Below are 24,681 nucleotides of genomic sequence, written 5' to 3'. Positions count from 1 at the left end.
ATCGCCGGGCCGGACTCAGCCGCCGCCGATGGCGTGGACCACTTCGACCTGGTCGCCTTCGCTCAGCTGCGTGCTGTCGTGCTGGCTGCGCGGCACGATATCCAGGTTGAGTTCCACTGCCACCCGGCGCCCGGTCAGTTCCAGGCGGGTCAGCAGGGCCGCGACGCTTTCGCCAGCGGGCAATTCGTAAGGTTCACCGTTCAGTTGAATGCGCATGCGCACGGCCACCATTGTTCTTTGGGGCCCGCATTCTAGCGCCGATCCACGCATGAACCCAAGGGCACTGCACGCCATTAGTCGCGATTGTGGACCGTTTGGTCAGCCCAGGCGCCAGGCAGCCAGGCCCAGGCACAGCCAACCGGCGAGGAAGCAAAGACCGCCGATCGGGGTGATGATGCCCAGTTTGCCCAGGCCGCTGAGGGTCAGCAGATACAGGCTACCGGAGAACAGCACGATCCCCAGGGCGAACAGACCGCCGGCCCAGCCGACCAGGCGCCCCGGCAGGTGCGCCGAGAGCACGGCGACACCGAATATCGCCAGGGCATGCACCAACTGATAGGTCACTCCCGTATGGGAAATGGCCAGGTAATCGGCCGTCAGGCGATTCTTCAACCCATGTGCGGCGAATGCGCCCAAGGCGACGCCGGTAAAGCCGAAAAAGGCGGCGAGCATGAGGAAGCTGCGAAGCATGGGACGACTCCTGTTATCGGGTCTGTATAATGGCCCGTTCCAACGGTCCGGCCAAGCCATTGCCATGCTGTCATCCATTCTCCGCCGCCTCGCCCGCGCCCTGCTCTGGTTCGCTGCCGGCAGCATCGTGCTGGTGCTGGTGTTTCGCTGGGTACCACCGCCTGGCACGGCCCTGATGCTAGAACGCAAGGTGCAATCATGGGTGAGTGGCGAACCGATCGACTTGCAACGCGACTGGGAACCGTGGGAGAACATCTCCGACGAGCTCAAGGTGGCGGTCATAGCCGGTGAGGACCAGAAGTTCGCCAGCCATTGGGGCTTCGACATTCCAGCCATCCAGGCGGCGCTGGCGTACAACGAGCGTGGCGGCAGCATTCGAGGGGCCAGCACCCTGACTCAGCAGGTGGCCAAGAACCTGTTCCTGTGGTCTGGACGCAGCTATTTCCGCAAGGGCCTGGAGGCCTGGTTCACCGCGCTGATCGAACTGTTCTGGTCGAAGGAGCGGATTCTCGAGGTCTACCTGAACAGCGCCGAATGGGGCAAAGGTGTGTTCGGTGCGCAGGCTGCGGCGCGTTATCACTTTGGCGTGGATGCCAGCCGACTGACCCGCCAGCAGGCCGCCCAGCTGGCCGCCGTGCTGCCGAGCCCGATCAAATGGAGTGCCAGCCGGCCCAGCGCCTATGTAGCCAGCCGGGCCGGCTGGATTCGCCGGCAGATGAGCCAGCTGGGCGGCCCCAGCTACCTGATGCAACTGGACAGCTCGCGCAGGCCATGAGCCTCAACAAAAAAGCCGCTCACCCTCTCGGGTCAGCGGCTTTTCAATGCAGCCAGGCTTGATCAGATGGTGATCAGCGCCTTGACCTTGTTCATCGCATTCTTCTCCAGCTGGCGAATACGCTCAGCCGACACGCTGTACTTGTCAGCCAGCTCATGCAACGTGGCCTTTTCTTCCGCCAACCAGCGCTGGTAGAGAATATCGCGGCTACGGTCATCCAGGCCTTGCAGCGCTTCGTGCAGGTTGCTGGTGGAGTTGTCGCTCCAATCGGCGTCCTCCAGCTGCACAGCCGGGTCGTAGCGGTGGTCTTCCAGATAATGCGCAGGCGACTGGAAGGCGCTGTCGTCATCCGCTTCGGCTGCCGGGTCGAAGGCCATGTCCTGGCCACTGAGGCGGCTTTCCATCTCGCGCACTTCACGGGGCTCGACGCCGAGGCTTTCCGCCACGCGATGCACTTCGTCATTGTTCAGCCAGGCCAGACGCTTCTTCTGGCTGCGCAGGTTGAAGAACAGCTTGCGCTGGGCCTTGGTGGTGGCCACCTTGACGATGCGCCAGTTGCGCAGGATGAATTCGTGGATCTCTGCCTTGATCCAGTGCACGGCGAAGGATACCAGGCGCACGCCCATTTCCGGGTTGAAGCGCTTGACCGCCTTCATCAGGCCGACGTTGCCTTCCTGGATCAGGTCGGCCTGGGCCAGCCCGTAGCCTGCATAGCTACGCGCGATATGTACAACGAAACGCAGGTGGGCCATCACCATTTGCCGAGCGGCCTCGAGATCCTGCTCATAGTAGAGACGCTCGGCCAGATCACGCTCCTGCTCGACAGACAACAGCGGAATGCTGTTGACCGTGTGCACGTAGGCTTCCAGGTTTGCACCGGGTACCAGGGCATAGGCAGGTTGCAACGATGTGGTCATTCAAGAACCTCCGACTTTCAAAACTCGCGCCTTGTGAGCGCTGCCAACATTGACCCGGAACGACCGTACAAGTTCCATCGTGAAGAAAATGTCAATGCTGGCACGTAAAAACTATCGCGGTGCCAGCTCGTTCAAGTGGCGGGCGACTGCGATCCATGCACCGATATACCCCAACAGCACCGCTCCGATCAAGAGCGACAGACCATCGGACGCTGGCACTCCGCCCAGAGCGAAGTCACTGCCATACAGCCCGGACAGCCCTACCACGGCCTCGTTCAGCCAGTTCAGGCCGAAGGCCAGGATGGCCCAGGCCAGAACGCCCGCACCCAGGCCGTACAAGGCGCCCATGTACAGGAAAGGCCGGCGCACGTAGCTGTCGGTGCCGCCTACCAGCTTGATCACTTCGATCTCGATACGGCGGTTTTCGATATGTAGACGAATTGTGTTACCGATTACTAACAGCAGCGCAGAAATCAGCATCACTGCCAAACCGAAGACAAAGCGGTCGCCCAGCTTGAGGATTGCCGCCAGGCGCTCCACCCATACCAGGTCCAGCTGCGCGTTCTCCACCCTTGGCAGCTCCGACAGGCGCTGACGCAGGGCTTCCAGGGCCGGCTTGTCGACTTCGGTCGGGGTCACCACCACCACACCAGGCAAAGGGTTATCAGGCAGCTCGCGCAGGGCTTCGCCCAGCCCGGACTGCTGCTGGAACTCTTCCAGGGCCTGCCCGGGGCTTACGTACTGGGCGTCGGCGACACCCGGCATGCGCCTGATGTCGTCGCGCAGGGCTTCACCCTGCTGGCTGCCCGCATCGAGCTTGAGGTACAGCGAAATCTGCGCAGCGCGCTGCCAGGAGCCACCCAGCACCTCGATGTTCTTCAACAGCAGCGACAGGCCCATGGGCATGCTCAGGGCCACGGCCATCACCAGGCAGGTGAAGAAGCTACCGATCGGCTGCTTGCCCAGGCGCCGCAGGCTGTCGGCCAGGCTGGCGCGATGGCTCTCCAGCCAGGCGTGTAGCAGGGTGCGGAAGTCCGGGCCGTCGTCGTCGTGATCGCCGCCCTTCTTCTTGGCCGGCTGCGGGTCGGCGGCCTTGGGCGCAACGCGCTCGGAAACCTTTGGTGTACGTGTAGTGCTCATTGCCCGGCCTCCCCATCGCCGATCAGACGACCGCGCTGCAGGGTCAGCATGCGGTGGCGCATGCGCGCAATCAGTGCCAGGTCGTGACTGGCGATCAGAACCGTGGTGCCCAGGCGGTTGATGTCCTCGAACACGCCCATGATCTCTGCGGCCAGGCGCGGGTCGAGGTTACCGGTGGGCTCATCCGCCAGCAGCAAGGCCGGTTGGTGGACGATGGCGCGGGCGATACCGACCCGCTGCTGCTGGCCGGTGGACAGGTCGGCCGGGAACAGCTCGCCCTTGTCGGACAGCGACACCCGCTCCAGCGCCGAGTCCACGCGCTTGGCGATCTCGGCCTTGGACAAGCCGAGAATCTGCAGCGGCAGGGCGATGTTGTTGAACACCGTGCGGTCGAACAGCAGCTGGTGGTTCTGGAACACCACGCCGATCTGCCGGCGCAGGAACGGGATCTGCGCATTGCTGATCTGGCCCAGGTCCTGCCCGGCCAGCATCAACTTGCCGCTGGTCGGGCGTTCCATGGCCAGCAGCAGGCGCAGCAAGGTGCTCTTGCCCGCGCCCGAGTGCCCGGTGACGAACAGGAATTCGCCCCGGCGCGCCCGGAAACTCAGCTCATGCAAGCCGACATGGCCGTTAGGGTAGCGCTTGGCAACCTGTTCGAATCGGATCATGGTCAGTCTCGCTCGGCGAACAGAGCCTTGACGAACGGCTCGGCTTCGAAAGTACGCAGGTCGTCGATACCTTCACCGACGCCGATGAAGCGGATCGGGATGCTGAACTGCTTGGCCAGGGCAAAGATCACCCCGCCTTTGGCAGTGCCGTCCAGCTTGGTCAGGGCCAGGCCGGTCAGCTCGACGCTCTGGTTGAAGTACTTGGCCTGGCTGATGGCGTTCTGCCCGGTACCGGCGTCGAGTACCAGCAGCACTTCGTGCGGTGCCTCGGCGTCGAGCTTGCCGATGACCCGGCGGACCTTCTTCAGCTCTTCCATCAGGTTGTCTTTGGTGTGCAGGCGGCCGGCGGTGTCGGCGATCAGCACATCGACACCACGGGCCTTGGCGGCCTGCACGGCGTCGAAGATCACCGAGGCGGAATCGGCGCCGGTATGCTGGGCGATCACCGGGATCTGGTTACGCTCGCCCCAGACCTGCAACTGCTCCACGGCAGCGGCACGGAAGGTGTCACCGGCAGCCAGCATGACCTTCTTGCCTTCCAGCTGCAGCTTCTTGGCCAGTTTGCCGATGGTGGTGGTCTTGCCGGCGCCGTTCACGCCGACCACGAGGATCACGTAGGGCTTGTTCTGCGCCTGGACCTTCAGCGGCTGCTCGACCGGGCGCAGCAATGCGGCCAGCTCTTCCTGCAGCGACTTGTACAGCGCGTCGGCGTCAGCCAGCTGCTTGCGGGCAACCTTCTGGGTCAGGTTCTGGACGATGGCCGAGGTCGCCTCGACGCCGACGTCGGCGGTCAACAGCCGGGTTTCGATCTCGTCGAGCAGGTCGTCATCGATGACTTTCTTGCCCAGGAACAGGCTGGCCATGCCTTCGCCGATGCTGGCGCTGGTCTTCGACAGGCCCTGCTTGAGGCGGGCGAAGAAACCGGGCTTGGACTGTTCGGTGGCAACCGGGGCAGCCACCACGGGGGCTGGTTCCGGCTCGGCGGGCGCAGGGACTGCGACAGGAGCCACGACCACCGGCTCCGGTGCCGGACGCTCCGGTATCACCGGCGGCGCCTTCGGCTCAAGGTCTGGCACCAGCGCCACAGGCTCTTCGGCTACCGGAAGCACCAGGTTGCTGACAGGGGCAGCATGCTCGACTACCGGGGCAACCTCGACCGGCGCCGCTTGCAGAGGCATGGAGGCGACAGGTTCAGGCGCCGGCGCGACCAGCGGTGCAGAGGCAACCGGCTCAGGCTCAGGCGCCTGCACTGGCTGGGAAGCGACCGGCTCTGGCACAGGCGCTTCGACCACCGGAAGTACAGGCTCGACCGGTGCAGGCTGTGGCGCCTCGACAAGCGGCTGCTCGGCTGCAGGCTGCGGCGCTACCGGCTCGGCTGGCTGCACCTCGGGCGCTTGTGGCTCGGGCGTTTGAGGCTGTTCGGCGACAGGTTGCTGCGGCTTCTTGCGAAACCAGCTGAACAGGCCTTTTTTCTCGCCAGCCTCGGCCGGCGCTTTTTTGTCGTCGTTGGAACCAAACATGGAAGACGGCTATCTCAGGGTAGCGATGGGCCAGCAGCTGGCGCATCGGGAATTCTCTAAACGCAGAACAGACTATTTTGAATCCGACTGGTTCATGCGCAATGTTTTGTCTTAATGGGCCTGCGGGCCAGAACGGCGACAGGCATGGTCGCCAGGCAACCGGATCAGTATCCTAGCACCTCCTGGCCCGCCGACGCTAAACCAGCGGGCCGCCGAACAGGTTAATCACCGTATGAATGCTCTAGCCCGCCGCGCCGCTGGCCTGTTGCTCAGCACGCTCTGCCTGCCGCTTGCGGCCTTTGCCGCCGACGTGCAACCGACCCACGAATTCATCCTCGACAACGGCCTCAAGGTGGTCGTGCGCGAAGACCACCGCGCCCCGGTGGTCGTCTCGCAGATCTGGTACAAGGTCGGTTCCAGCTATGAGACCCCGGGCCAGACCGGCTTGTCCCATGCCCTGGAGCACATGATGTTCAAGGGCAGCGCCAAGATCGGCCCCGGCGAGGCCTCGCGCATCCTGCGTGACCTCGGCGCGGAAGAAAACGCCTTCACCAGCGACGACTACACCGCCTATTACCAGGTGCTGGCCCGCGACCGCCTGCCGGTGGCCCTGGAGCTGGAGGCCGACCGCCTGGCCAGCCTGCGGCTGCCTGCCGACGAGTTCGCCCGCGAAATCGAGGTGATCAAGGAGGAGCGCCGCCTGCGTACCGATGACCAGCCAAGCTCCAAGGCCTTCGAGCTGTTCCGCGCCATGGCCTTCCCGGCCAGCGGCTACCACACCCCGACCATCGGCTGGATGGCCGACCTCGAGCGCATGAAGGTCGAGGAGCTGCGCCACTGGTACGAATCCTGGTACGCGCCGAACAACGCCACCCTGGTGGTGGTCGGTGATGTCACCGCCGATGAAGTCAAAGGCCTGGCACAGAAATACTTCGGCAGCATTCCCAAGCGCACCGTGCCACCGGCCAAACTGCCGCTGGAGCTGGCCGAGCCAGGCCAGCGCCAACTGACCCTGCACGTGCGCACCCAGTTGCCTAGCCTGATCTACGGCTTCAACGTACCGGGCCTGGCCACCGCCAAGGACCCACGCACCGTACACGCCCTGCGGCTGATCTCGGCGCTGCTCGATGGCGGCTACAGCGCGCGCATGCCGGCACGCCTGGAACGGGGCCAGGAGCTGGTGGCCGGCGCCTCGTCCAGCTACAACGCCTTCACCCGTGGCGACAGCCTGTTCCTGATCTCGGCCACGCCGAACGTGCAGAAGCAGAAAACCCTGGCCGACGTCGAAAAAGGCGTCTGGCAGCTGCTCGACGAGCTCAAGACCACCCCGCCGAGCGCCGAAGAGCTGGAGCGCGTGCGTGCCCAGGTCATCGCCGGCCTGGTCTACGACCGCGACTCCATCAGCAGCCAGGCCACCACCATTGGCCAGCTGGAAACCGTCGGCCTGTCCTGGAAGCTGATCGACAGCGAGCTGGACGAACTCAAGCGCGTCACCCCGGAAGACGTGCAAAACGCCGCACGCACCTATTTCACCCGCGAACGCCTGAGCGTTGCCCATGTACTGCCCGAGGAGTCCGCTCATGAGTGATCGCAGCGCACCACGCTACACCCTGATCGGCACGGGCATCATCGCGCTGGTAGTGGCCGTGGCCGCCGTGCTCGCCCGCCCGGCGCATTCCGAAGCCGAAAGCAGCGCCGCGCGCCCGGCCAATACCCTGCAATCGCTGGCCGAGCTTGACGGCAAGGCGCCCAGCCGGCGCCAGCTGAACATCCAGCACTGGACCACCGCCGAAGGCGCCCGGGTATTGTTCGTCGAGGCCCGAGAGCTGCCGATGTTCGACCTGCGCGTGACCTTCGCCGCCGGCAGCAGCCAGGACGGCAACACCCCCGGCCTGGCCACCCTGACCAACGCCATGCTCAACGAGGGCGTGGCCGGCAAGGACGTGACCGCCATCGCCGAAGGCTTCGAAGGCCTGGGTGCCGACTTTGGCAACGGTTCCTACCGCGACATGGCCGTGGCCTCGCTGCGCAGCCTGAGCGCCAAGGACAAGCGCGAGCCAGCCCTCAAGCTGTTCGCCGAAGTGACCGGCAAGCCGACCTTCCCGGAAGATGCACTGAAACGCATCAAGAACCAGCTGCTGGCTGGTTTCGAGTACGAGAAACAGAACCCCGGCAAGATCGCTGGCAAGGCCCTGTTCAGCAAGCTCTACGGCGACCACCCTTACGCTCAACCAAGCGATGGCAGCGCCGAGAGCGTGCCAGGCATCACCCTCGAGCAGTTGCGCGCCTTCCACGCCAAGGCCTATGCCGCTGGCAACGCAGTGATCGCCCTGGTCGGCGACCTCAGCCGCGAGGAAGCCGAGGCCGTCGCCGCCCAGGTGTCCGCTGCCCTGCCCAAAGGCCCGGCACTGGCCAAACCGGCCCAGCCGGTTGAACCCAAGGCCGGCGTCACCCATATCGACTTCCCGAGCAAGCAGACTCACCTGATGCTCGCCGAACTCGGTATCGACCGCCAGGACCCGGACTGGCCGGCCCTGTCGCTGGGCAACCAGATCCTCGGCGGCGGTGCCTTCGGCACCCGCCTGATGAGCGAAGTCCGCGAAAAACGCGGCCTGACCTACGGTGTGTACTCGGTATTCAGCCCGATGCAGGTGCGTGGCCCGTTCATGATCAACCTGCAGACCCGCGCCGAACTCAGTGAGGGTACGCTCAAGCTGGTCCAGGACATCCTCGCCGATTACCTCAAGAGCGGCCCGACCCAGCAGGAACTGGACGACGCCAAACGCGAACTGGCCGGCAGCTTCCCGCTGTCCAATGCCAGCAACGCCAGCATCGTCGGCCAACTCGGTGCCATCGGCTTCTACAACCTGCCACTGACCTGGCTGGAAGACTTCATGCAGCAGTCCCAGGCGCTGACTGTCGAACAAGTCAAAACGGCGATGAACAAGCACCTGGCAGCCGATAAACTGGTGATCGTCACCGTTGGCCCAAAAGTGCCACAGCAGCCACTGCCTGCCCCCACTGACAAACCGTCCGAGCAGCCGCTCGGCGTACCGGAGCACTAATGCCTAGATCCACCCCTCCCGCCCGCCCGCAGCAGGGCCAAAGCAAGGGCCAGGGTCACCTGCGCATCATCGCCGGCGAGTGGCGCAGCCGCCGCCTGGCGGTACCGGAAGGCGAGGGCCTGCGCCCAACGCCTGACCGCGTGCGCGAAACCGTGTTCAACTGGCTGGCGCCCTACATCGAAGGCGCCCAGGTGCTGGATGCCTTCACCGGCAGTGGCGCCCTGGTGCTGGAGGCGCTGTCCCGTGGCGCCGAGAATGCCGTGGCGCTGGACAGCAACCCGGCGGCCATCAGCAACCTGAAGAACAACCTCGAGCTCCTGCGCTGCCCGCGCGGGCAGATCCTGCAGACCGACGCCCTGCGTTATTTGCAGAATCCGGCCAAGCAGCAATTCGACGTGGTGTTCCTCGACCCGCCGTTCCACCAGGACCTGCTGGCCAACACCTGCAACCTGCTGGAGCAGAACCAGTGGCTGCGCGAACAGGCGTGGATCTACACCGAAAGCGAGGCCGCCCCGTCGACGCTGCCGATGCCCGGCAACTGGCGCCTGCACCGTGAGAAGAAGACCGGCCAGGTGCATTACGCGCTCTGGCAACGGGGCTGACACCGCAAGCCGTACTTAGTTACCGCAAATCCGCCGCCAGCATGGTTGAAGTTGCTCCCTCGTTCTTGCAGGAGCACTTCAACCATGATCGAACGCCCTTTCACGCCCCTCCCGGGCAGCACGGTACAGTCGTTCAGCCTCTCCAACGGCCTGCGCATCTACCTGCGTGAAGACCACCGCGCACCGCTGGTCAGTACGCAGCTCTGGTATCACGTCGGTTCGAGCTACGAACCAGCGGGCCATACCGGTCTCTCCCACGCCCTTGAGCATCTGCTGTTCGAAGGCAGCAGCAAACTGACAGATGGCCAATACTCGGCTGTCATGACTCGTCTTGGCGGTAATCCCAATGCATTCACTTCAACCGATGCCACGGTCTTTCCGCTGACGCTGCCAAGCAGCCGCCTGGAGATTGCTCTGGAGGCCATGGCTGATGTCATGACCAGCGCCACACTCAGCGATACACCTTTCGCTCGCGAACTGAATGTGGTCATGGCCGAGCGCCGAGAACAAGTCGACAACAGCCCCTTGGCACTGGCATTGGAACATCACCAGTCACTGGCTTACGGCTTCGGCGGCTATGGCATTCCCGTCATTGGCCACCAAGCTGATCTTGAGCAGTTGACGCCTGCTGCGGCCAGGACCTGGTACCAGACCTGGTACCGACCCAACAACGCCACACTTGCAATCGCCGGCGACATTACCCTGCCACAGCTGCAAAGCCTGGTAGTACGGCACTTTGCAACGATCCCGGCCAACCGCCTGCCAGCGCGAGTGACACCCGCCGCTCCCCCTTTGCAGAGTCGACGCCATCAGACGATTCGGCTACCGGGCCAGTACACAGGCGCGATTCTCAGTTTCAACCTGCCCAGCCAACGCACTGCCCAATCCAGCGAACAAGCTTACGCATTGCGGCTCCTGCCCGATCTGCTTGCCGACGGATACAGCAGCATCCTGCAACGACGACTGGTTCTGGATGACCCGATTCTGCAGGGCCTGAGATCTGCCTATGAACCCTGGCAGCGCGGTGACAGCTTGCTGGCGCTCTACGCATTCTGCAGTCCGCAGGTAACGCCAGAAATCGCAGCCGCAAGGCTGATGCTGGAAATCGAAGCCTTTCGCCAGTCGGCGCCTTCCAGGGAAGACCTCCAGCGCGCCAAGGTTCGCCTGCTGGCCAGGCAATTGTTCGAAAGGGACGACATCGACCAGCAAGCACAGGTCATCGGCAAACAGGCCGCCTGCGGCCTGGACCCCATTGCGCTGGAAAATGAGCGAAAAGCCATCGAAGCCGTGACAGCCGAACAGGTTGGCCAGGCAGCCCTTGAGTTCCTGACCGATTCCCGCGTCGCCATGACTTTCATGCACAACAAGGAAAGCAATCATGCATGACTCGACTCCTACACCAAAGCCTACCGAGACCAACAGCATTTACGGCGGACTGGTCTCCGCCCAGGGGCTCGACCTGGATCAGTTCGAGTCTGTCCGAACCCAAGTGCAAGCCTGGACAACAGAAGCGGGGGCAGGCGTGAAGTTCGTCGAAGCTCGCGGGTTACCAATCGTCGATGTGATACTGAGATTCAAGGCCGGCACTGCTCAGGACACTGCGCACCCAGGCCTGGCAGCCTTGACGTTGTACATGCTCGACGAAGGCAGCCATCAGTACACGGCAGCTCAACAGGCCGAGCGCATCGAATACCTGGGTGCGATCATCGAAAAGCAGATACGCCTGGAACATGCAACGCTGAGCCTGCGTAGCCTGAGCACCCAGGCCCTGCTAGAGCCGGCCCTGGCGCTTTTCACCAACCTTGTGGCACATCCTGCATTCCTTTCCTCGGCTCTGGACAAGGTCAAACAGCAGTTGCTGCAGAGCAGCGCTTCACGCGAGCGCCGCCCTGCATCGAGGGCGCGTATCGAAGCCTTCCGCCACTTGTTCAACGGCCATCCTTATGGCTGCCCACTGGGCAGCACGGAACAGGGTGTAACGGCGGTTAGCACAGACGACTTGCGAACATTCCATCAACGCGCCTATTCCGCCAGCAACCTGGAGATGGTCATGGTCGGAGACCTTTCCCTGACCGAGGCTCAAGCACTCTCGCACCAGATCAGCCAGGCTCTGCCACAGGGCTGGTCGGCAGCAGACCTCCCCACTGTTCCGCCAGCTACCAGCGCGACCCTGAAAGTCGAACAGCCCGGCACGAGCAGTGCAGTCCTGCTGGCTCTTCCCTTGAACGTACCCGCCAATGACCCGGATTTCCCGGCACTGGTACTGGCCAGCGATGTGCTGGGCGAAGGGTTCGAATCGCGCCTGATGGTGGAATTGCGCCAACGCCGAGGCCTCACTTACGGCGTGCACACCCGTGTATCGCCATTGCGGGCAGGCGGGCTGTTCACCGTCGAATGGGAAGTCGCCCCAGCGCATGTGGAGGGCTCCCAGGCTCTGGTTGCGAACTTGTTGGGCGACTTCATCGAGCAAGGCCCAACAGAGGCCGAGTTGCAAGTGGCACGCAAACAACTGGAAGGGCAATTGCTGCGTGGTGTCGCCCAGAACAAGCGCCTGGCGGGATTGCTTTCGGAGCTGACCCATCAACGTCAACCTGACGATCATCTCAACACCTACCTCGAGCGCATCAACAAGTTGACGCCGGCAGATGTCCGCGCCGCCATGCAGCGCCATCTCGACCTAAGCTACATCGTACAAGTCAGTGTCGGCCCAAGCGTCGAGCAACAACCTCTGCCAGCCCCCTACCAATAGGGCAGGTACAGTGGCGGGGTTTCATGGCACTCTACGCGGGCAAATCACGAGTCGCCCAGCATGCCCAGTCTCACCGCCACGTTCCGCCCGGCCATCGGCCTGTCCAACCCCCACCTGCAAACCCTGTGGGGGCCGCTGTGGCGCAAGCTGCCGACGCTGGAACGAAGCCGTGAACGCCTGTGGCTGGCTGATGGCGATTTTCTCGACCTCGACTGGCATGGGCCGCATAGCCCGGATGCGCCGCTGGTGCTGGTGCTGCATGGCCTGACAGGTTCATCCCATTCGCCCTACGTCAAAGGCCTGCAACAGTCGCTGCAAGCCCGCGGCTGGGCCAGTGTGGCGGTGAACTGGCGCGGTTGCTCGGGCGAACCCAACCTGTTGCCGCGAAGCTATCACTCCGGTGCCAGCGAGGACCTCGCCGAGGTGGTCGCCCACCTCCACGCCCAACGCCCATTGGCTCCGCTGTATGCCGTCGGCTACTCGCTGGGCGGCAATGTGCTGCTCAAGTACCTGGGGGAAAGTGGCTCTGCCAGCCAACTGGAAGCCGCAGTGGCCGTATCGGTGCCGTTTCGCCTGGACCAGTGCGCTGACCGCATCGGCCAGGGCTTCTCCAAGGTGTACCAGGCGCACTTCATGCGCGAGATGATGGCCTACGTGCAGGTAAAACAACGGCACTTTCGCGACCGCGGACATTACGAGGGGCTGGCTGCACTCGACCGACTGGGGCCATTGGGCAGGTTGAAAACATTCTGGGATTTCGACGGCAAGGTCACCGCGCCGCTCAACGGTTTCAACGACGCCCACGATTACTATCGACGCTCATCGAGCCGGTTCTATCTGGGGGAAAACCGCACGCCGACGCTGATCATTCATGCCACCGATGACCCGTTCGTGTTCGGCCACAGCCTGCCCTCAGCCAGTGAACTGGCAGCACAGACGCAATTCGAGCTGCATGAACGGGGTGGGCATGTCGGGTTTGTCGACGGCAGCCTGCGGAACCCGGGCTATTACCTGGAGCGGCGGATTCCGCAGTGGCTGGTCGACGGTCAGTGATTACTCGCCAGTCGCCACACCGTGCTTGGGATCATTGATCCACTCACTCCACGACCCGGCATACAGCCTGCCCAACGGATACCCCGCCAGCGCCAGGGCAAACAGGTTATGGCAAGCCGTCACCCCTGACCCGCAGTAGGCCACCAATTGTTCCGGGGCACGTCCGGCCAATTTCTCGGCAAAGCGCTGCTTGAGCTGTTCCGGTGTCAGGAATCGTCCATCGGCACCGAGGTTTTCGTTGAAGGCTGCGCACTGGGCGCCCGGAATATGCCCTGCCACAGGGTCGATCGGCTCGACCTCACCCCGGAAGCGCGGCAATGCACGGGCATCGATCAGGGTCAGGTCAGGGCTGCCCAGGCGCTTGGCCAGGTGCTCGGCGTCGATCAGCAGCTTGGCGTCCGCCTCGCCACTGAACGTCCCCTCGCGTTTGGCCGGCGCATCCAGGCTCAGCGGCAGGTGCGCCGCATGCCAGGCCTTGAGGCCACCGTCGAGGATAGCCACGCCACTGCGCTTGCCCAGCCAGACCAGCAACCACCAGGCTCGGGCGGCAAAGGCGCCAGGGCCATCGTCGTACAGCACCACTTCGCTGTCGTCATCCAGGCCCCATTCACGCAGGCGCTCGATTAGGCGATGCGGGTCCGGCAGCGGATGGCGGCCGGTACGGCCTTTAATCACCGGCCCGCTCAGGTCACGCTCCAGGTCGGCAAAATGCGCCCCGGCGATATGCCCCTCGGCGTAACTGCGTTGGCCGTAATCCACATCCTCCAGGGCAAAACGACAATCAAGGATCACCAGCTTGGGCGAGTCCAGACGCTCGGCCAGCTGTTGCGGGGTGATCAATTGCGCAAGGGGCATGACAATCTCCTGATCGATGGCTCGAAGGCCCTGGTTACTGTTCCAGGGCCTGATTGAACGGAACGTGGAATTCCTGGCACAGGGCGTCCACGGCGCTGCGGGCGTTACTGGTGACGAAACCCAGCTCCAGCACCAGCACCTGATAGACGCCACGCTTGAAGGCTTCTTCACCCAGGTGCGCAGAATGTTCGCGCGTGGTGCTGAGAAAACGTACCCACGAAGTCAGCACGATCCAGGCATTGATGGTCAGCGATTCGATCTGCGCAGGCGCCATGGTCAGGATCCCGGCATCGACGAAGCCGCGGTAGATCGCCTGGCCCTGGCGCAGGCAGCGTTCGGAAAAGCGCCGGTAGCGGGCGGCCAGTTCGGGGTCGCTTTCCAGCAGGTGTTCCAGGTCACGGTGCAGGAAGCGGTAGTTCCACATCGCCGCGAGCAGTGCCTTGAGGTAGAACCGCTTGTCCTCGACCGTGGCCGCGCGGCCCTGCGGCGGGCGCAGGAAGCTGTCCACCAGCTCTTCGTACTGGCTGAACAGCAGGGCGATGATCGCCTGCTTGTTGGGGAAGTGGTAGTACAGGTTGCCGGGCGAGATTTCCATGTGCGCGGCAATGTGGTTGGTACTGACGCTGCGTTCGCCCTGCTGGTTGAACAGCTCCAGGCTGTTCTGCACGATGCGCTCTCGGGTTTTCATGCGCGGGGCCATGCTCAGCTCCCAGTCTGCGGGCTTTCGATAATGGGTCATCTTACGGTGAATCACACCGCTGATGCACCGTTTGCGCCAGCGAAAAAAGTCGCACCATGGTACGAATTAGAGTATAGGCTCTAGGGACTTCAAGCCCAGACGAGAGACCGCCGTGACCTCGCCCATCGCTTTGCCTCCTATGCATTCCGACACCGACCTTGAAGCGACGTTCGCCGCTCAGCGCCAAGCCTTTGCCGGCAATCCCATGCCGCCAGCGGCTCAGCGGCGGCAGTGGCTGAAAAGCCTGCGCGAGGCGCTGCTTGCAGACCAACAGCAGCTGATCGCGGCTATCGATGCTGACTTCGGCGGGCGCAGCGCCGACGAGACCCTGCTGGCCGAACTACTGCCATCGGTGCAGGGCATTCGCCACGCCGAACGCCACTTGCAGCGCTGGATGCGTCCGGCCCGGCGCGCCGTGGGCCTGGCCTTCCAGCCAGCCAGCGCTCGCGTGCTGTACCAGCCGTTGGGCGTGGTGGGCATCATCGTTCCATGGAACTACCCGCTGTTTCTCGCCATCGGCCCGCTGACTGGTGCCCTCGCGGCCGGCAACCGGGTCATGCTCAAGCTCAGCGAGTCCACCCCGGCCAGCGCGCAGGCACTGAAAACTTTGCTGCAACGGGTGTTTCCCGAGGACCTGGTCAGCGTGGTGCTGGGCGAAGTCGAAGTCGGCCAGGCGTTCGCCCGCCTGCCCTTCGACCACCTGCTGTTCACCGGCGCCACCAGCATCGGCCGCCAGGTCATGCTGGCAGCTGCGCAAAACCTGACCCCGGTGACCCTGGAGCTGGGCGGAAAATCGCCCGCCATCGTCTCGGCCAGCGTGCCACTGGTCGCCGCCGCCGAGCGCATCGCCTTCGGCAAGACCCTGAACGCCGGCCAGACCTGCGTCGCACCTGACTACGTGCTGGTGCCGCGCGAGCGCCTGAACGACTTCGCCGATGCCTATCGCAAGGTCGTGCAGCGCATGTACCCACGCATCGCCGACAACCCCGACTACAGCGCCATCATCAACCCACGCCAGTTACAGCGCCTGCAGCACCTGCTGGACGACGCCCGCAGCAAGGGCGCCCAGGTGCTCGACCTGTATCCCGACGAGACGCGCCAGGGCCGGCGCCTGCCGCCGCACTTGCTGACCCGGGTCAACGACAGCATGCAGGTGATGCAGGACGAGATCTTCGGTCCGTTGCTGCCGCTGGTGCCTTACGACCAACTCGACGAAGCCCTGGCCTACATCAGTCAACGCCCTCGCCCCCTGGCGCTGTACTACTTCGGCTACGACCGCAGCGAGCAGCAGCACGTGCTGCAGTACAGCCATTCCGGCGGTGTGTGCTTGAACGACACCCTGCTGCACGTGGCCCAGGACGACTTGCCATTCGGCGGTATCGGCCCTTCTGGCATGGGCCATTACCATGGCCATGAAGGCTTCCTGACCTTCAGCAAGGCCAAGGCAGTGCTGGCCAAGCAGCGCCTGAATGCCGCGCGGCTGATCTACCCGCCCTATGGCAAGGCCTTGCAGCGCCTGGTCTACAAGCTGTTCATCCGCTGATGCAGCGCCGTGACCTGCTGCGCTTCAGCCTGGGCGCCAGCCTTTTCCTGAGCACCGCCAGCCTGGTCGGCTGCAGCGCGCAAACGCCCGCAGCCGGCTACCTGGTGCTGCGTGACGATGACCTGCCGGCCTTGCTTGCGCTGATTCCGGTAGTGCTCGCCGGCACCTCGGCCAACGACGAACTGGTGCTGCACAGCCTCGACCACAAACTGGCGGCGCTGTCGCCGGAAATGCTCAAGCTCACCCGGCAATTGTTCGATGTGCTCAGCCTGCCGCTGACCCGTGGCCCTTTGACCGGGGTCTGGGGGGCCTGGGAGCAGGCCAGCAGCGCGCAGGTAACGGCCTTTCTGCAGCGCTGGCAGGACAGCTCGCTGAACCTGCTGCGCATGGGCCATGCCTCGCTGCTGCAGCTGCTGCAAATGGCCTGGTACGAGCGCCCGGAAGCCTGGGCCGCATGCGGCTACCCCGGCCCACCCAAGATCTGACAACAAGAGCATCCTCAATGCCAGTAACCGACCCGTTTCGCCAAGGCCTCGAACGCGGCTGGATCACCCATGACGGTTCACGCCTGGAGCAGGACCTGACGCTGGAGGCCGATATCGCCGTGATCGGCAGCGGAGCCGGTGGTGCCACCAGCGCGCAGATGCTCAGCGCCGCTGGCTTCAAGGTACTGCTGATCGAGGAAGGCCCACTGAAGACCAGCAGCGACTTCCACTTGCTGGAAGACGAGGCCTACGCCAGCCTCTATCAGGAAGGCCTGGGCCGGATGAGCAAGGATGGCGCCATCACCATCCTGCAAGGCCGCGCCGTCGGCGGGACCACCCTGATCAACTGGACTTCGAGCTTTCGCACGCCACCGCAGACGCTGGCGCACTGGGCCACAGCCCATGGCGTCACGGGCCTGGGGGAGCAAGACATGCAGCCCTGGTTCGAGCGTATCGAGCACGACCTGGGCATCACGCCCTGGGCGATGCCGGCGAACGCCAACAACGAGGTACTGCGACGCGGCTGTGAACGGCTTGGCTATCGCTGGGCGGTGATCCCGCGCAACGTGCGTGGTTGCTGGAACCTCGGCTATTGCGGCATGGGCTGCCCGGTGAATGCCAAGCAATCGATGCTGGTCACGCGCATCCCGGCGACCCTCGAAAATGGCGGTGAACTGCTCTACCTCGCCCGCGCCGAGCGCTTCGAACACAATGGCGAGCGCATCGCCGGGCTGAAGTGCCAGGCGCTGGATGCTCAAGGCGTACACCCCACTGGCCGGCAGATCAGCGTGCGCGCCCGCCACTACATCGTGGCCGGGGGCGGTATCAACAGCCCGGCCCTGTTGCTGCGCTCCAAGGTTCCCGACCCGCATGGTCGCCTGGGCAAACGGACTTTCCTGCACCTGGTGAACTTCAGCACGGCACGCTTCAATGACCGTATCGACCCGTACTACGGCGCTCCTCAGTCGATCTACAGCGACCACTTCCAGTGGCAAGACGGCGTCGATGGGCCGGTGGGCTACAAGCTGGAAGTGCCACCTTTGCACCCGGCCCTGGCCAGCACCCTGCTCGGTGGATACGGCAGCGACAATGCCCAGCGCATGGCGGAGTTACCGCACACTCACGTGATGCTGGCCCTGCTGCGAGACGGCTTTCACCCCGAAAGTACAGGCGGGGCAGTGGAATTGCGCGGTGACGGCTCGCCGGTGCTGGATTACCCGCTCACCGACTATTTGCGCGACGGCCTGCGCCGCGCCTATCACAGCATGGCGCAAATCCAGTTCGCTGCCGGCGCCTCGCAGGTCACCCCGGCCCACAGCGATGCCCGCGCCGCTACCAGCCTGGCAGAGGTTCAGCGCGTGATCGACGCCTTGCGCCTGGAACCGTTCCGTACCCGGCTGGGCAGCGCCCATGTCATGGGGGGCTGTGCAATGGGTGACGACCCGCGTCAGGCGGTCTGCGACAGCCTGGGCCGCCATCATCAGCTGGAAAACCTGTCGATCCACGACGGTTCACTGTTCCCCACCAGCATCGGCGCCAACCCGCAGTTGTCGGTGTACGCCGTCAGCGCCCGGCTGACCGAGGCCTTGGCTGCCCGCCTGGCACAGAGTGCATGACAACAAATACACGCCCTGTCTATAGTGCCATCAGCCGGCCGCATGACTTGGCCGGGCGCAATCGCTGCGCTACCATCCGACTCCCCAACGCACTCCAGCCAGGATGACGCGATGAACCGAGTGTTGTACCCGGGTACTTTCGACCCCATTACCAAAGGCCATGGCGACCTGGTCGAGCGCGCTTCGCGCCTGTTCGACCACGTGATCATCGCGGTGGCGGCCAGCCCGAAGAAAAACCCCCTGTTCCCGCTGGAGCAACGGGTCGAGCTCGCCCGTGAGGTCACCAAGCACCTGCCCAATGTCGAAGTCATCGGCTTCTCGTCGCTGTTGGCGCACTTCGCCAAGGAACAGGGCGCGAACGTGTTCCTGCGCGGCCTGCGCGCAGTGTCGGACTTCGAATACGAGTTCCAGCTGGCGAACATGAACCGGCAACTGGCGCCCGACGTCGAGAGTCTGTTCCTCACGCCTTCGGAGCGCTATTCGTTCATTTCTTCGACGCTGGTGCGGGAAATAGCCGCGTTGGGCGGAGATATCAGCAAGTTCGTCCACCCGGTGGTGGCCGAGGCGCTGACCGAACGCTTCAAGAAGTAACCTTGCGCGCCTGATCATCGCGCCCGCGTGCACTGCGGGCGCGAATGCGGCACAATTGTGCCCAAAGCGTTGAACATGCCCGGGCGAAGCGCCCCGGCCGGAGTCCCCATGTCCCTGATCATCACCGACGATTGCATCAACTGCGACGTCTGCGAACCCGAGTGCCCGAACGAGGCCATCTCCCAAGGCGAAGAGATCTACGTGATCGACCCGAACCTGTGCACCCAGTGCGTGGGTCACTACGACGAGCCGCAGTGCCAGCAGGTCTGCCCGGTCGACTGCATCCCACTGGATGAAGCGCACCCGGAAACCGAAGACGAGCTGATGGCCAAGTACCGCCGGATCACCGGCAAGGCCTGAACGCAGACGGCTAGCGCTGGCAGCGCGGGCAGAACACGCTCGCCCGCTGCCCCAGCTTCACCTCGCGCAAGGCCGTGCCGCACAGCTTGCACGGCTGACCGCCCCGCCCGTAGACGAACAATTCCTGCTGGAAGTACCCCGGCTGCCCGTCACCGCCAATGAAATCGCGCAACGTCGTGCCGCCCTGCTCGATGGCCGCCGCCAGCACCCGTTTGATCTCGATTGCCAGCTTCAGGTAGCGCGCCCGGGAAATCCCGCCCGCCTCACGGCGCGGGTCGATGCCGGCAGCGAACAGCGCCTCGGTCGCGTAGATGTTGCCCACGCCGACCACCACCGCGTTGTCCATGATGAAGGGCTTGACCGCCATCGAGCGCCCGCGCGACAGCTGGAACAGCCGTTCACCGTCGAACAGGTCGGTCAGCGGCTCCGGTCCCAGGCGCAGCAACAGTTCGTGGCTGAGCGGGTCGAGGCTCCAGAGCATGGCACCGAAGCGTCGCGGGTCGGTATAACGCAGCATCAGCCCCGATTCCAGCTCGATATCGACATGTTCATGCTTGGCTGCAGGCAAACCTAGCTCTACCAGGCGCAGGTTGCCCGACATGCCCAGATGGCTGATCAAGGTGCCCACTTCGGCGTTGATCAACAGGTACTTGGCCCGGCGCTCGACGCTGACAATGCGCTGCCCGGACAGGCGCACGTCGAGATCCTCGGGGATCGGCCAGCGCAGGCGCCGGTCACGCACTACCACGCGGCTGACGCGCTGGCCTACCAGGTGGGGTGCAATCCCGCGCCGGGTGGTTTCGACTTCAGGTAATTCCGGCATGGATCAGTGCCCGCCCAACTCGCGAATGTTCTGTTTCAAGGTCTCGAAGTCGTACTCCGACAAACCGATATAGTCCAGCACCAGCGGGCCGACCGCATTCCACTCATGGTCGATGTTCTGGTTGCCCAGCACACGGTACGAGGCGCAGATGTGCTCGGCCATCTTCAGCACGGCCAGCAGATTCTTCAACTGGCTCTGGGTATTGCGCGACGAATCTTCGCGGAAGATCGCCAGGGCATTGTGGTGGTTGGCGATGGCCGCGCTGATGTGCTCCGGCAGGCGCCAGGACTTGGCCGTGAAGTAGCCGACCACGGAATGGTTGGTATTGAAGGCGCGGTTCTCCGTATCGACCACGCGCGTTTCCTCACCAGCCTTGGCGTAGGCGTCTTCGAGCACCTGCATGTACTCGGGGAAGCGCTTGAGCATCAGCGGTACACCGCAGTCGTGGAACAGGCCGAGGGTATAAGCCTCGTCGGCCGCCTGGATGCCGGTACGCTTGGCCAGGGTCAGGCAAGTCATGGCCACGTCCTGGGCGGTGTCCCAGAAGCGGTTGAGGGTGACGATGGTCTCGTCGGTCATCTCGCCTTTGATCGACTGCGCATTGATCAGATTGATGATCGAACGGCTGCCCAGCAGGTTAACCGCACGCTGGATCGAACCGATCTTGTTCGACAGGCCGAAATGCGGCGAGTTGACCAGCTTGAGCAAGGCACCGGCAAGCCCTGGGTCCTGGGAAATCAGCTTGGCGATGGTTTCCAGATCCGGATCAGGCATGTACTGCTCGAACTGCAGGTCGACCATGATCTGCGGCTGCGGCGGAATGGTGATGCCTTGCAAGGCTTGCTGGATCTGTTCGGCGCTGAGTTCTTGGGACATACGTGCACACTCGTGAAGGACCGTGGGATTCTACCCCCCTTACGCGCCAGGCGACCAACCACTGAATCACTGTGGGAGCGGCCTTGCGTCGCGAAAGGGCCGCAAAGCGGCCCCGGCAATTTCTGCTGCGAAGCTGAAAACCTGGGGCCGCTACGCGCCCCTTTCGCGACACAAGGCCGCTCCTACAAGGGACGCGCAGGCAGGCAACAGGCTATAATCCCGCTCTTTTTTCCCGGAGCGACGTCATGTCCCTGCCCAGCCTTCGCCTCAAAGCCAATGCCGACCGCCGCCTGCGCGCCGGCCACCTGTGGGTCTACAGCAACGAAGTCGACGTCTCCGCGACCCCGCTGCAAGGCTTCCAGGCAGGCCAGCAGGCAGTGCTCGAAGCGGCCAACGGCAAGCCGCTGGGCATCGTCGCGCTGAGCCCGAACAACCTGATCTGCGCCCGCCTGCTGTCGCGTGACATCAAGCTGCCGCTGGACAAGTCGTTACTGGTGCACCGCCTGAACGTCGCCCTGTCCCTGCGCGAGCGCCTGTTCGACCAGCCGTGCTACCGCCTGGTGTACGGCGATTCCGACCTGCTGCCGGGCCTGGTGGTCGATCGTTTCTACGACATCCTCGTGGTGCAGCTGGCCTCGGCCACCATGGAAGCGCACAAGGATGACGTGATCGCCGCTCTGATCCAGGTACTCAAGCCTAGCGGCATCCTGTTCAAGAATGACTCCGCCGCCCGCGACGCCGAAGGCCTGCAGCGCTACGTCGAAACCGTCTACGGCGAAGTGCCGGACTGGGTGCCGCTGGAAGAGAACGGCGTCAAGTTCGAAGCCCCGGTACGCGAAGGCCAGAAGACCGGCTGGTTCTACGACCACCGCATGAACCGCGCGCGCCTGGCCCCCTATGTCAAAGGCAAGCGCGTGCTCGACCTGTTCAGCTACATCGGTGGCTGGGGCGTACAGGCCGGTGCGTTCGGCGCCAGCGAAGTGTTCTGCGTGGATGCCTCGGGCTTTGCCCTGGATGGTGTCGAGCGTAACGCTGCGCTGAACGGCATCAGCGAGAAGCTGACCTGCATCGAAGGCGACGTGTTCGAGGCCCTGCGCGAGCTGAAGGCCGCCGAAGAGCGCTTCGACGTGATCATTGCCGACCCACCCGCCTTCATCAAGCGCAAGAAGGACCTGAAAAACGGTGAAGCGGCTTACCGCCGCCTGAACGAACAGGCCATGCGCATGCTGAGCAAGGACGGCATCCTGGTCAGCGCCTCGTGCTCGATGCACCTGCCCGAGGACGACCTGCACAACATCCTGCTGACCAGCGCCCGCCACCTGGACCGCAACCTGCAGCTGCTCGAGCGCGGCGGCCAGGGCCCGGACCACCCGGTGCACCCGGCCATCGCCGAAACCCGCTACATCAAGAGCATCACCTGCCGCTTGCTGCCAAACAGCTGATATCTGCCAAAAAGGGCCGCCTGGCGGCCCTTTCCTGCTGCAATCTCCCCGCCAGCTATCCACATCTGCATTCCCTCGCCGCGCCAGCGGTGTAGAATCGGCCTATTCATCGCCAGTCATCCCCGGCGGGTTTATGAGCTCTGGCCAAGCACGCGGCGATCCCGCGCGGTCTTCGGCCCCATCCGTGCCAGTGGCAACCGGCCTGCGGTACAAAGGACAAGAGAAGCTCACTCCCCTTTTTGTGACCTGATTAAGCCGCCAGGAGTGTTTCATGCCTGATTATCGTTCCAAGACTTCCACCCAAGGCCGCAACATGGCCGGCGCCCGCGCCCTGTGGCGCGCCACCGGGATGAAGGACGAAGACTTCAAGAAACCGATCATCGCCATCGCCAACTCGTTCACCCAGTTCGTCCCGGGCCACGTGCACCTGAAGGACCTGGGCCAGCTGGTCGCCCGCGAGATCGAACGCGCCGGTGGCGTGGCCAAGGAATTCAACACCATCGCCGTCGATGACGGCATCGCCATGGGCCATGACGGCATGCTGTACTCGCTGCCGAGCCGCGAGATCATCGCCGACGCCGTCGAGTACATGGTCAACGCCCACTGCGCCGACGCCATCGTCTGCATCTCCAACTGCGACAAGATCACCCCCGGCATGCTGATGGCCGCCCTGCGCCTGAACATCCCGGTGATCTTCGTTTCCGGCGGCCCGATGGAAGCCGGCAAGACCAAGCTGGCCAGCCACGGCCTGGACCTGGTCGACGCCATGGTCATCGCCGCTGACTCCACCGCGAGTGACGAAAAAGTCGCCGAGTACGAGCGCAGCGCCTGCCCGACCTGCGGTTCGTGCTCCGGCATGTTCACCGCCAACTCGATGAACTGCCTGACCGAAGCCCTGGGCCTGGCCCTGCCGGGCAACGGTTCGACCCTGGCCACCCACGCCGACCGCGAGCAGCTGTTCCTCACCGCCGGCCGCACCATCGTCGAGCTGTGCAAGCGCTACTACCAGGAAAACGACGAGTCGGTGCTGCCGCGCAGCATCGCCAACTTCAAGGCGTTCGAGAACGCCATGATGCTCGACATCGCCATGGGCGGTTCGACCAACACCATCCTGCACCTGCTGGCTGCAGCCCAGGAGGGTGAAGTCGATTTCGACCTGCGCGACATCGATCGCCTGTCGCGCAAGGTGCCGCAGCTGTGCAAGGTGGCGCCGAACATCCAGAAGTACCACATGGAAGACGTGCACCGCGCCGGCGGCATCTTCAGCATCCTCGGATCGCTCGCCCGTGGCGGCCTGCTGCACACCGACCTGCCGACCGTGCACAGCCGCAGCATGGAAGAAGCCATCGCCAAGTGGGACATCACCCAGACCGATGACGAAGCCGTGCACACCTTCTTCAAGGCAGGCCCGGCCGGCATCCCGACCCAGACCGCGTTCAGCCAGTCGACCCGCTGGGAAACCCTCGACGACGACCGTGAAAACGGCTGCATCCGCAGCTTCGAGCACGCCTACTCGCAAGAGGGCGGCCTGGCCGTGCTGTACGGCAACATCGCCCTGGACGGCTGCGTGGTGAAAACCGCCGGCGTCGACGAGTCGATCCACGTGTTCGAAGGCACCGCGAAGATCTTCGAAAGCCAGGACAGCGCCGTGCGCGGCATCCTCGCCGACGAAGTGAAGGCCGGCGACATCGTGATCATCCGTTACGAAGGTCCGAAAGGCGGCCCGGGCATGCAAGAGATGCTCTACCCGACCTCGTACCTGAAGTCCAAGGGCCTGGGCAAGGCCTGCGCCCTGCTCACCGACGGCCGCTTCTCGGGCGGTACCTCGGGCCTGTCGATCGGCCACGCCTCGCCGGAAGCTGCTGCTGGCGGCGCCATCGGTCTGGTGCGCGACGGCGACAAGGTGCTGATCGACATCCCTAACCGTTCGATCAACCTGCTGGTCAGTGACGAAGAGCTGGCTCACCGTCGTATCGAGCAGGACAAGAAGGGCTGGAAACCGGCTGAAGTCCGCCCACGCAAGGTGACCACCGCGCTGAAGGCCTACGCCCTGCTGGCGACCAGTGCCGACAAGGGTGCTGTGCGTAACAAGGCGATGCTGGAAGGGCTGTGAGGTTCTGACCGCGTGAAAAAGAAACCGGCGCTTTGAGCGCCGGTTTTTTTATGCCTGTA

24 protein-coding genes are annotated in these 24,681 nt (G+C 64.0%); 14 read left to right on the top strand and 10 right to left on the bottom strand.

Annotated elements, in window-relative coordinates; all coding sequences use genetic code 11:
• Positions 1-15 precede the first annotated feature (15 nt).
• Positions 16-216 carry a sulfur carrier protein ThiS gene (gene thiS, locus N430_RS03665; protein WP_110633780.1) on the bottom strand — a complete coding sequence of 67 codons (201 nt, stop codon included), beginning with the start codon at positions 214-216 and terminating at the stop codon, positions 16-18.
• Positions 217-318: 102 nt separating this feature from the next.
• Complete coding sequence (locus tag N430_RS03660) at positions 319-690, bottom strand: DUF423 domain-containing protein (protein ID WP_110632929.1); 372 nt, start codon at positions 688-690, stop codon at positions 319-321.
• A 64-nt stretch (positions 691-754) separates the two neighbouring features.
• Between N430_RS03660 and mtgA the strand changes: the two genes are divergently transcribed.
• Positions 755-1,465, top strand: coding sequence for a monofunctional biosynthetic peptidoglycan transglycosylase (gene mtgA, locus N430_RS03655; RefSeq protein ID WP_110632926.1), 711 nt, complete (start codon positions 755-757; stop codon positions 1,463-1,465).
• Between the two features lie 62 nt (positions 1,466-1,527).
• On the opposite strand, the gene rpoH is transcribed toward mtgA, so the two are convergent.
• The 4 genes from rpoH to ftsY form a co-directional block, all read right to left on the bottom strand.
• Positions 1,528-2,382: an RNA polymerase sigma factor RpoH gene (gene rpoH / locus N430_RS03650; protein ID WP_079230062.1), complete on the bottom strand. Its 855-nt coding sequence runs from the start codon at positions 2,380-2,382 to the stop codon at positions 1,528-1,530.
• A gap of 111 nt (positions 2,383-2,493) precedes the next feature.
• A complete protein-coding gene (gene ftsX, locus N430_RS03645) occupies positions 2,494-3,522 on the bottom strand; it encodes a permease-like cell division protein FtsX (protein WP_079230063.1) in 1,029 nt (342 codons plus the stop codon).
• A complete protein-coding gene (gene ftsE / locus N430_RS03640; RefSeq protein ID WP_012274659.1) occupies positions 3,519-4,190 on the bottom strand; it encodes a cell division ATP-binding protein FtsE in 672 nt (223 codons plus the stop codon). The genes ftsX and ftsE overlap by 4 nt, the downstream gene beginning before the upstream one ends.
• A 2-nt stretch (positions 4,191-4,192) precedes the next feature.
• A complete protein-coding gene (gene ftsY / locus N430_RS03635; protein WP_110632922.1) occupies positions 4,193-5,710 on the bottom strand; it encodes a signal recognition particle-docking protein FtsY in 1,518 nt (505 codons plus the stop codon).
• A gap of 232 nt (positions 5,711-5,942) precedes the next feature.
• Here ftsY and N430_RS03625 point away from each other — a divergent pair, with 232 nt between their 5' ends.
• From N430_RS03625 to N430_RS03600, 6 genes are all read left to right on the top strand, one after another.
• Positions 5,943-7,298: a pitrilysin family protein gene (locus N430_RS03625; RefSeq protein ID WP_110632919.1), complete on the top strand. Its 1,356-nt coding sequence runs from the start codon at positions 5,943-5,945 to the stop codon at positions 7,296-7,298.
• The gene (locus tag N430_RS03620) at positions 7,291-8,775 is read left to right on the top strand and encodes a pitrilysin family protein (protein ID WP_110632916.1); all 1,485 of its coding nucleotides are present in this window, start codon (positions 7,291-7,293) and stop codon (positions 8,773-8,775) included. Before N430_RS03625 ends, N430_RS03620 begins: the two co-directional genes overlap by 8 nt.
• On the top strand, positions 8,775-9,377 hold the full coding sequence (rsmD, locus tag N430_RS03615; protein WP_110632913.1) for a 16S rRNA (guanine(966)-N(2))-methyltransferase RsmD: 603 nt from the start codon (positions 8,775-8,777) through the stop codon (positions 9,375-9,377). Before N430_RS03620 ends, rsmD begins: the two co-directional genes overlap by 1 nt.
• A gap of 84 nt (positions 9,378-9,461) precedes the next feature.
• Positions 9,462-10,763, top strand: coding sequence for a pitrilysin family protein (locus N430_RS03610; protein WP_110632910.1), 1,302 nt, complete (start codon positions 9,462-9,464; stop codon positions 10,761-10,763).
• Entirely contained in the window at positions 10,756-12,126 is a 1,371-nt protein-coding gene (locus N430_RS03605) for a pitrilysin family protein (protein WP_110632907.1), read from the top strand. The genes N430_RS03610 and N430_RS03605 overlap by 8 nt, the downstream gene beginning before the upstream one ends.
• A 60-nt stretch (positions 12,127-12,186) precedes the next feature.
• Positions 12,187-13,179: a hydrolase gene (locus N430_RS03600; protein ID WP_110632904.1), complete on the top strand. Its 993-nt coding sequence runs from the start codon at positions 12,187-12,189 to the stop codon at positions 13,177-13,179.
• On the opposite strand, the gene N430_RS03595 is transcribed toward N430_RS03600, so the two are convergent.
• Positions 13,180-14,034: a sulfurtransferase gene (locus tag N430_RS03595; protein ID WP_110632901.1), complete on the bottom strand. Its 855-nt coding sequence runs from the start codon at positions 14,032-14,034 to the stop codon at positions 13,180-13,182. It abuts the gene before it with no gap.
• 34 nt (positions 14,035-14,068) lie between these two features.
• Positions 14,069-14,734 (bottom strand): TetR/AcrR family transcriptional regulator, encoded by a 666-nt coding sequence (locus N430_RS03590; RefSeq protein ID WP_110632898.1) that lies wholly within the window; start codon positions 14,732-14,734, stop codon positions 14,069-14,071.
• A gap of 151 nt (positions 14,735-14,885) precedes the next feature.
• Between N430_RS03590 and N430_RS03585 the strand changes: the two genes are divergently transcribed.
• The 5 genes from N430_RS03585 (at position 14,886) to N430_RS03565 (ending at position 19,368) form a co-directional block, all read left to right on the top strand.
• Positions 14,886-16,316, top strand: coding sequence for a coniferyl aldehyde dehydrogenase (locus tag N430_RS03585; protein ID WP_110632895.1), 1,431 nt, complete (start codon positions 14,886-14,888; stop codon positions 16,314-16,316).
• Positions 16,316-16,801: a twin-arginine translocation pathway signal protein gene (locus N430_RS03580; protein ID WP_110632892.1), complete on the top strand. Its 486-nt coding sequence runs from the start codon at positions 16,316-16,318 to the stop codon at positions 16,799-16,801. The genes N430_RS03585 and N430_RS03580 overlap by 1 nt, the downstream gene beginning before the upstream one ends.
• A gap of 17 nt (positions 16,802-16,818) precedes the next feature.
• Positions 16,819-18,417, top strand: a complete 1,599-nt coding sequence (locus tag N430_RS03575; protein ID WP_110632889.1) for a GMC family oxidoreductase — start codon at positions 16,819-16,821, stop codon at positions 18,415-18,417.
• A gap of 111 nt (positions 18,418-18,528) precedes the next feature.
• Positions 18,529-19,008 carry a pantetheine-phosphate adenylyltransferase gene (gene coaD, locus N430_RS03570; RefSeq protein WP_014861498.1) on the top strand — a complete coding sequence of 160 codons (480 nt, stop codon included), beginning with the start codon at positions 18,529-18,531 and terminating at the stop codon, positions 19,006-19,008.
• Positions 19,009-19,116: 108 nt separating this feature from the next.
• The gene (locus N430_RS03565) at positions 19,117-19,368 is read left to right on the top strand and encodes a YfhL family 4Fe-4S dicluster ferredoxin (RefSeq protein ID WP_008095804.1); all 252 of its coding nucleotides are present in this window, start codon (positions 19,117-19,119) and stop codon (positions 19,366-19,368) included.
• Between the two features lie 10 nt (positions 19,369-19,378).
• Here N430_RS03565 and mutM read toward each other — a convergent pair whose 3' ends face one another.
• The gene (gene mutM / locus N430_RS03560) at positions 19,379-20,191 is read right to left on the bottom strand and encodes a bifunctional DNA-formamidopyrimidine glycosylase/DNA-(apurinic or apyrimidinic site) lyase (protein ID WP_110632885.1); all 813 of its coding nucleotides are present in this window, start codon (positions 20,189-20,191) and stop codon (positions 19,379-19,381) included.
• 3 nt (positions 20,192-20,194) lie between these two features.
• Positions 20,195-21,013 carry an HDOD domain-containing protein gene (locus tag N430_RS03555; protein ID WP_178083370.1) on the bottom strand — a complete coding sequence of 273 codons (819 nt, stop codon included), beginning with the start codon at positions 21,011-21,013 and terminating at the stop codon, positions 20,195-20,197.
• Positions 21,014-21,312: 299 nt separating this feature from the next.
• Between N430_RS03555 and N430_RS03545 the strand changes: the two genes are divergently transcribed.
• Together N430_RS03545 and ilvD are read left to right on the top strand one after the other, a co-directional pair.
• Complete coding sequence (locus N430_RS03545; RefSeq protein WP_110632876.1) at positions 21,313-22,509, top strand: class I SAM-dependent rRNA methyltransferase; 1,197 nt, start codon at positions 21,313-21,315, stop codon at positions 22,507-22,509.
• Between the two features lie 271 nt (positions 22,510-22,780).
• Positions 22,781-24,622 (top strand): dihydroxy-acid dehydratase, encoded by a 1,842-nt coding sequence (gene ilvD, locus N430_RS03540; protein WP_110632873.1) that lies wholly within the window; start codon positions 22,781-22,783, stop codon positions 24,620-24,622.
• Positions 24,623-24,681 lie beyond the last annotated feature (59 nt).

Source organism: Pseudomonas sp. CC120222-01a (genome assembly GCF_003097235.1).
GTDB lineage: Bacteria > Pseudomonadota > Gammaproteobacteria > Pseudomonadales > Pseudomonadaceae > Aquipseudomonas.
Note: the sequence above shows the minus strand (reverse complement) of the source record. Positions and strands in the feature narration are given on the sequence as shown.

Excerpts from the sequence above, each read along its gene's own strand:
- thiS (WP_110633780.1), bottom strand. The coding sequence starts at position 216 with ATGCGCATTCAACTGAACGGTGAACCTTACGAATTGCCCGCTGGCGAA.
- N430_RS03660 (WP_110632929.1), bottom strand. The coding sequence starts at position 690 with ATGCTTCGCAGCTTCCTCATGCTCGCCGCCTTTTTCGGCTTTACCGGC.
- mtgA (WP_110632926.1), top strand. The coding sequence starts at position 755 with ATGCTGTCATCCATTCTCCGCCGCCTCGCCCGCGCCCTGCTCTGGTTC.
- rpoH (WP_079230062.1), bottom strand. The coding sequence starts at position 2,382 with ATGACCACATCGTTGCAACCTGCCTATGCCCTGGTACCCGGTGCAAAC.
- ftsX (WP_079230063.1), bottom strand. The coding sequence starts at position 3,522 with ATGAGCACTACACGTACACCAAAGGTTTCCGAGCGCGTTGCGCCCAAG.
- ftsE (WP_012274659.1), bottom strand. The coding sequence starts at position 4,190 with ATGATCCGATTCGAACAGGTTGCCAAGCGCTACCCTAACGGCCATGTC.
- ftsY (WP_110632922.1), bottom strand. The coding sequence starts at position 5,710 with ATGTTTGGTTCCAACGACGACAAAAAAGCGCCGGCCGAGGCTGGCGAG.
- N430_RS03625 (WP_110632919.1), top strand. The coding sequence starts at position 5,943 with ATGAATGCTCTAGCCCGCCGCGCCGCTGGCCTGTTGCTCAGCACGCTC.
- N430_RS03620 (WP_110632916.1), top strand. The coding sequence starts at position 7,291 with ATGAGTGATCGCAGCGCACCACGCTACACCCTGATCGGCACGGGCATC.
- rsmD (WP_110632913.1), top strand. The coding sequence starts at position 8,775 with ATGCCTAGATCCACCCCTCCCGCCCGCCCGCAGCAGGGCCAAAGCAAG.
- N430_RS03610 (WP_110632910.1), top strand. The coding sequence starts at position 9,462 with ATGATCGAACGCCCTTTCACGCCCCTCCCGGGCAGCACGGTACAGTCG.
- N430_RS03605 (WP_110632907.1), top strand. The coding sequence starts at position 10,756 with ATGCATGACTCGACTCCTACACCAAAGCCTACCGAGACCAACAGCATT.
- N430_RS03600 (WP_110632904.1), top strand. The coding sequence starts at position 12,187 with ATGCCCAGTCTCACCGCCACGTTCCGCCCGGCCATCGGCCTGTCCAAC.
- N430_RS03595 (WP_110632901.1), bottom strand. The coding sequence starts at position 14,034 with ATGCCCCTTGCGCAATTGATCACCCCGCAACAGCTGGCCGAGCGTCTG.
- N430_RS03590 (WP_110632898.1), bottom strand. The coding sequence starts at position 14,734 with ATGGCCCCGCGCATGAAAACCCGAGAGCGCATCGTGCAGAACAGCCTG.
- N430_RS03580 (WP_110632892.1), top strand. The coding sequence starts at position 16,316 with ATGCAGCGCCGTGACCTGCTGCGCTTCAGCCTGGGCGCCAGCCTTTTC.
- N430_RS03575 (WP_110632889.1), top strand. The coding sequence starts at position 16,819 with ATGCCAGTAACCGACCCGTTTCGCCAAGGCCTCGAACGCGGCTGGATC.
- coaD (WP_014861498.1), top strand. The coding sequence starts at position 18,529 with ATGAACCGAGTGTTGTACCCGGGTACTTTCGACCCCATTACCAAAGGC.
- N430_RS03565 (WP_008095804.1), top strand. The coding sequence starts at position 19,117 with ATGTCCCTGATCATCACCGACGATTGCATCAACTGCGACGTCTGCGAA.
- mutM (WP_110632885.1), bottom strand. The coding sequence starts at position 20,191 with ATGCCGGAATTACCTGAAGTCGAAACCACCCGGCGCGGGATTGCACCC.
- N430_RS03545 (WP_110632876.1), top strand. The coding sequence starts at position 21,313 with ATGTCCCTGCCCAGCCTTCGCCTCAAAGCCAATGCCGACCGCCGCCTG.
- ilvD (WP_110632873.1), top strand. The coding sequence starts at position 22,781 with ATGCCTGATTATCGTTCCAAGACTTCCACCCAAGGCCGCAACATGGCC.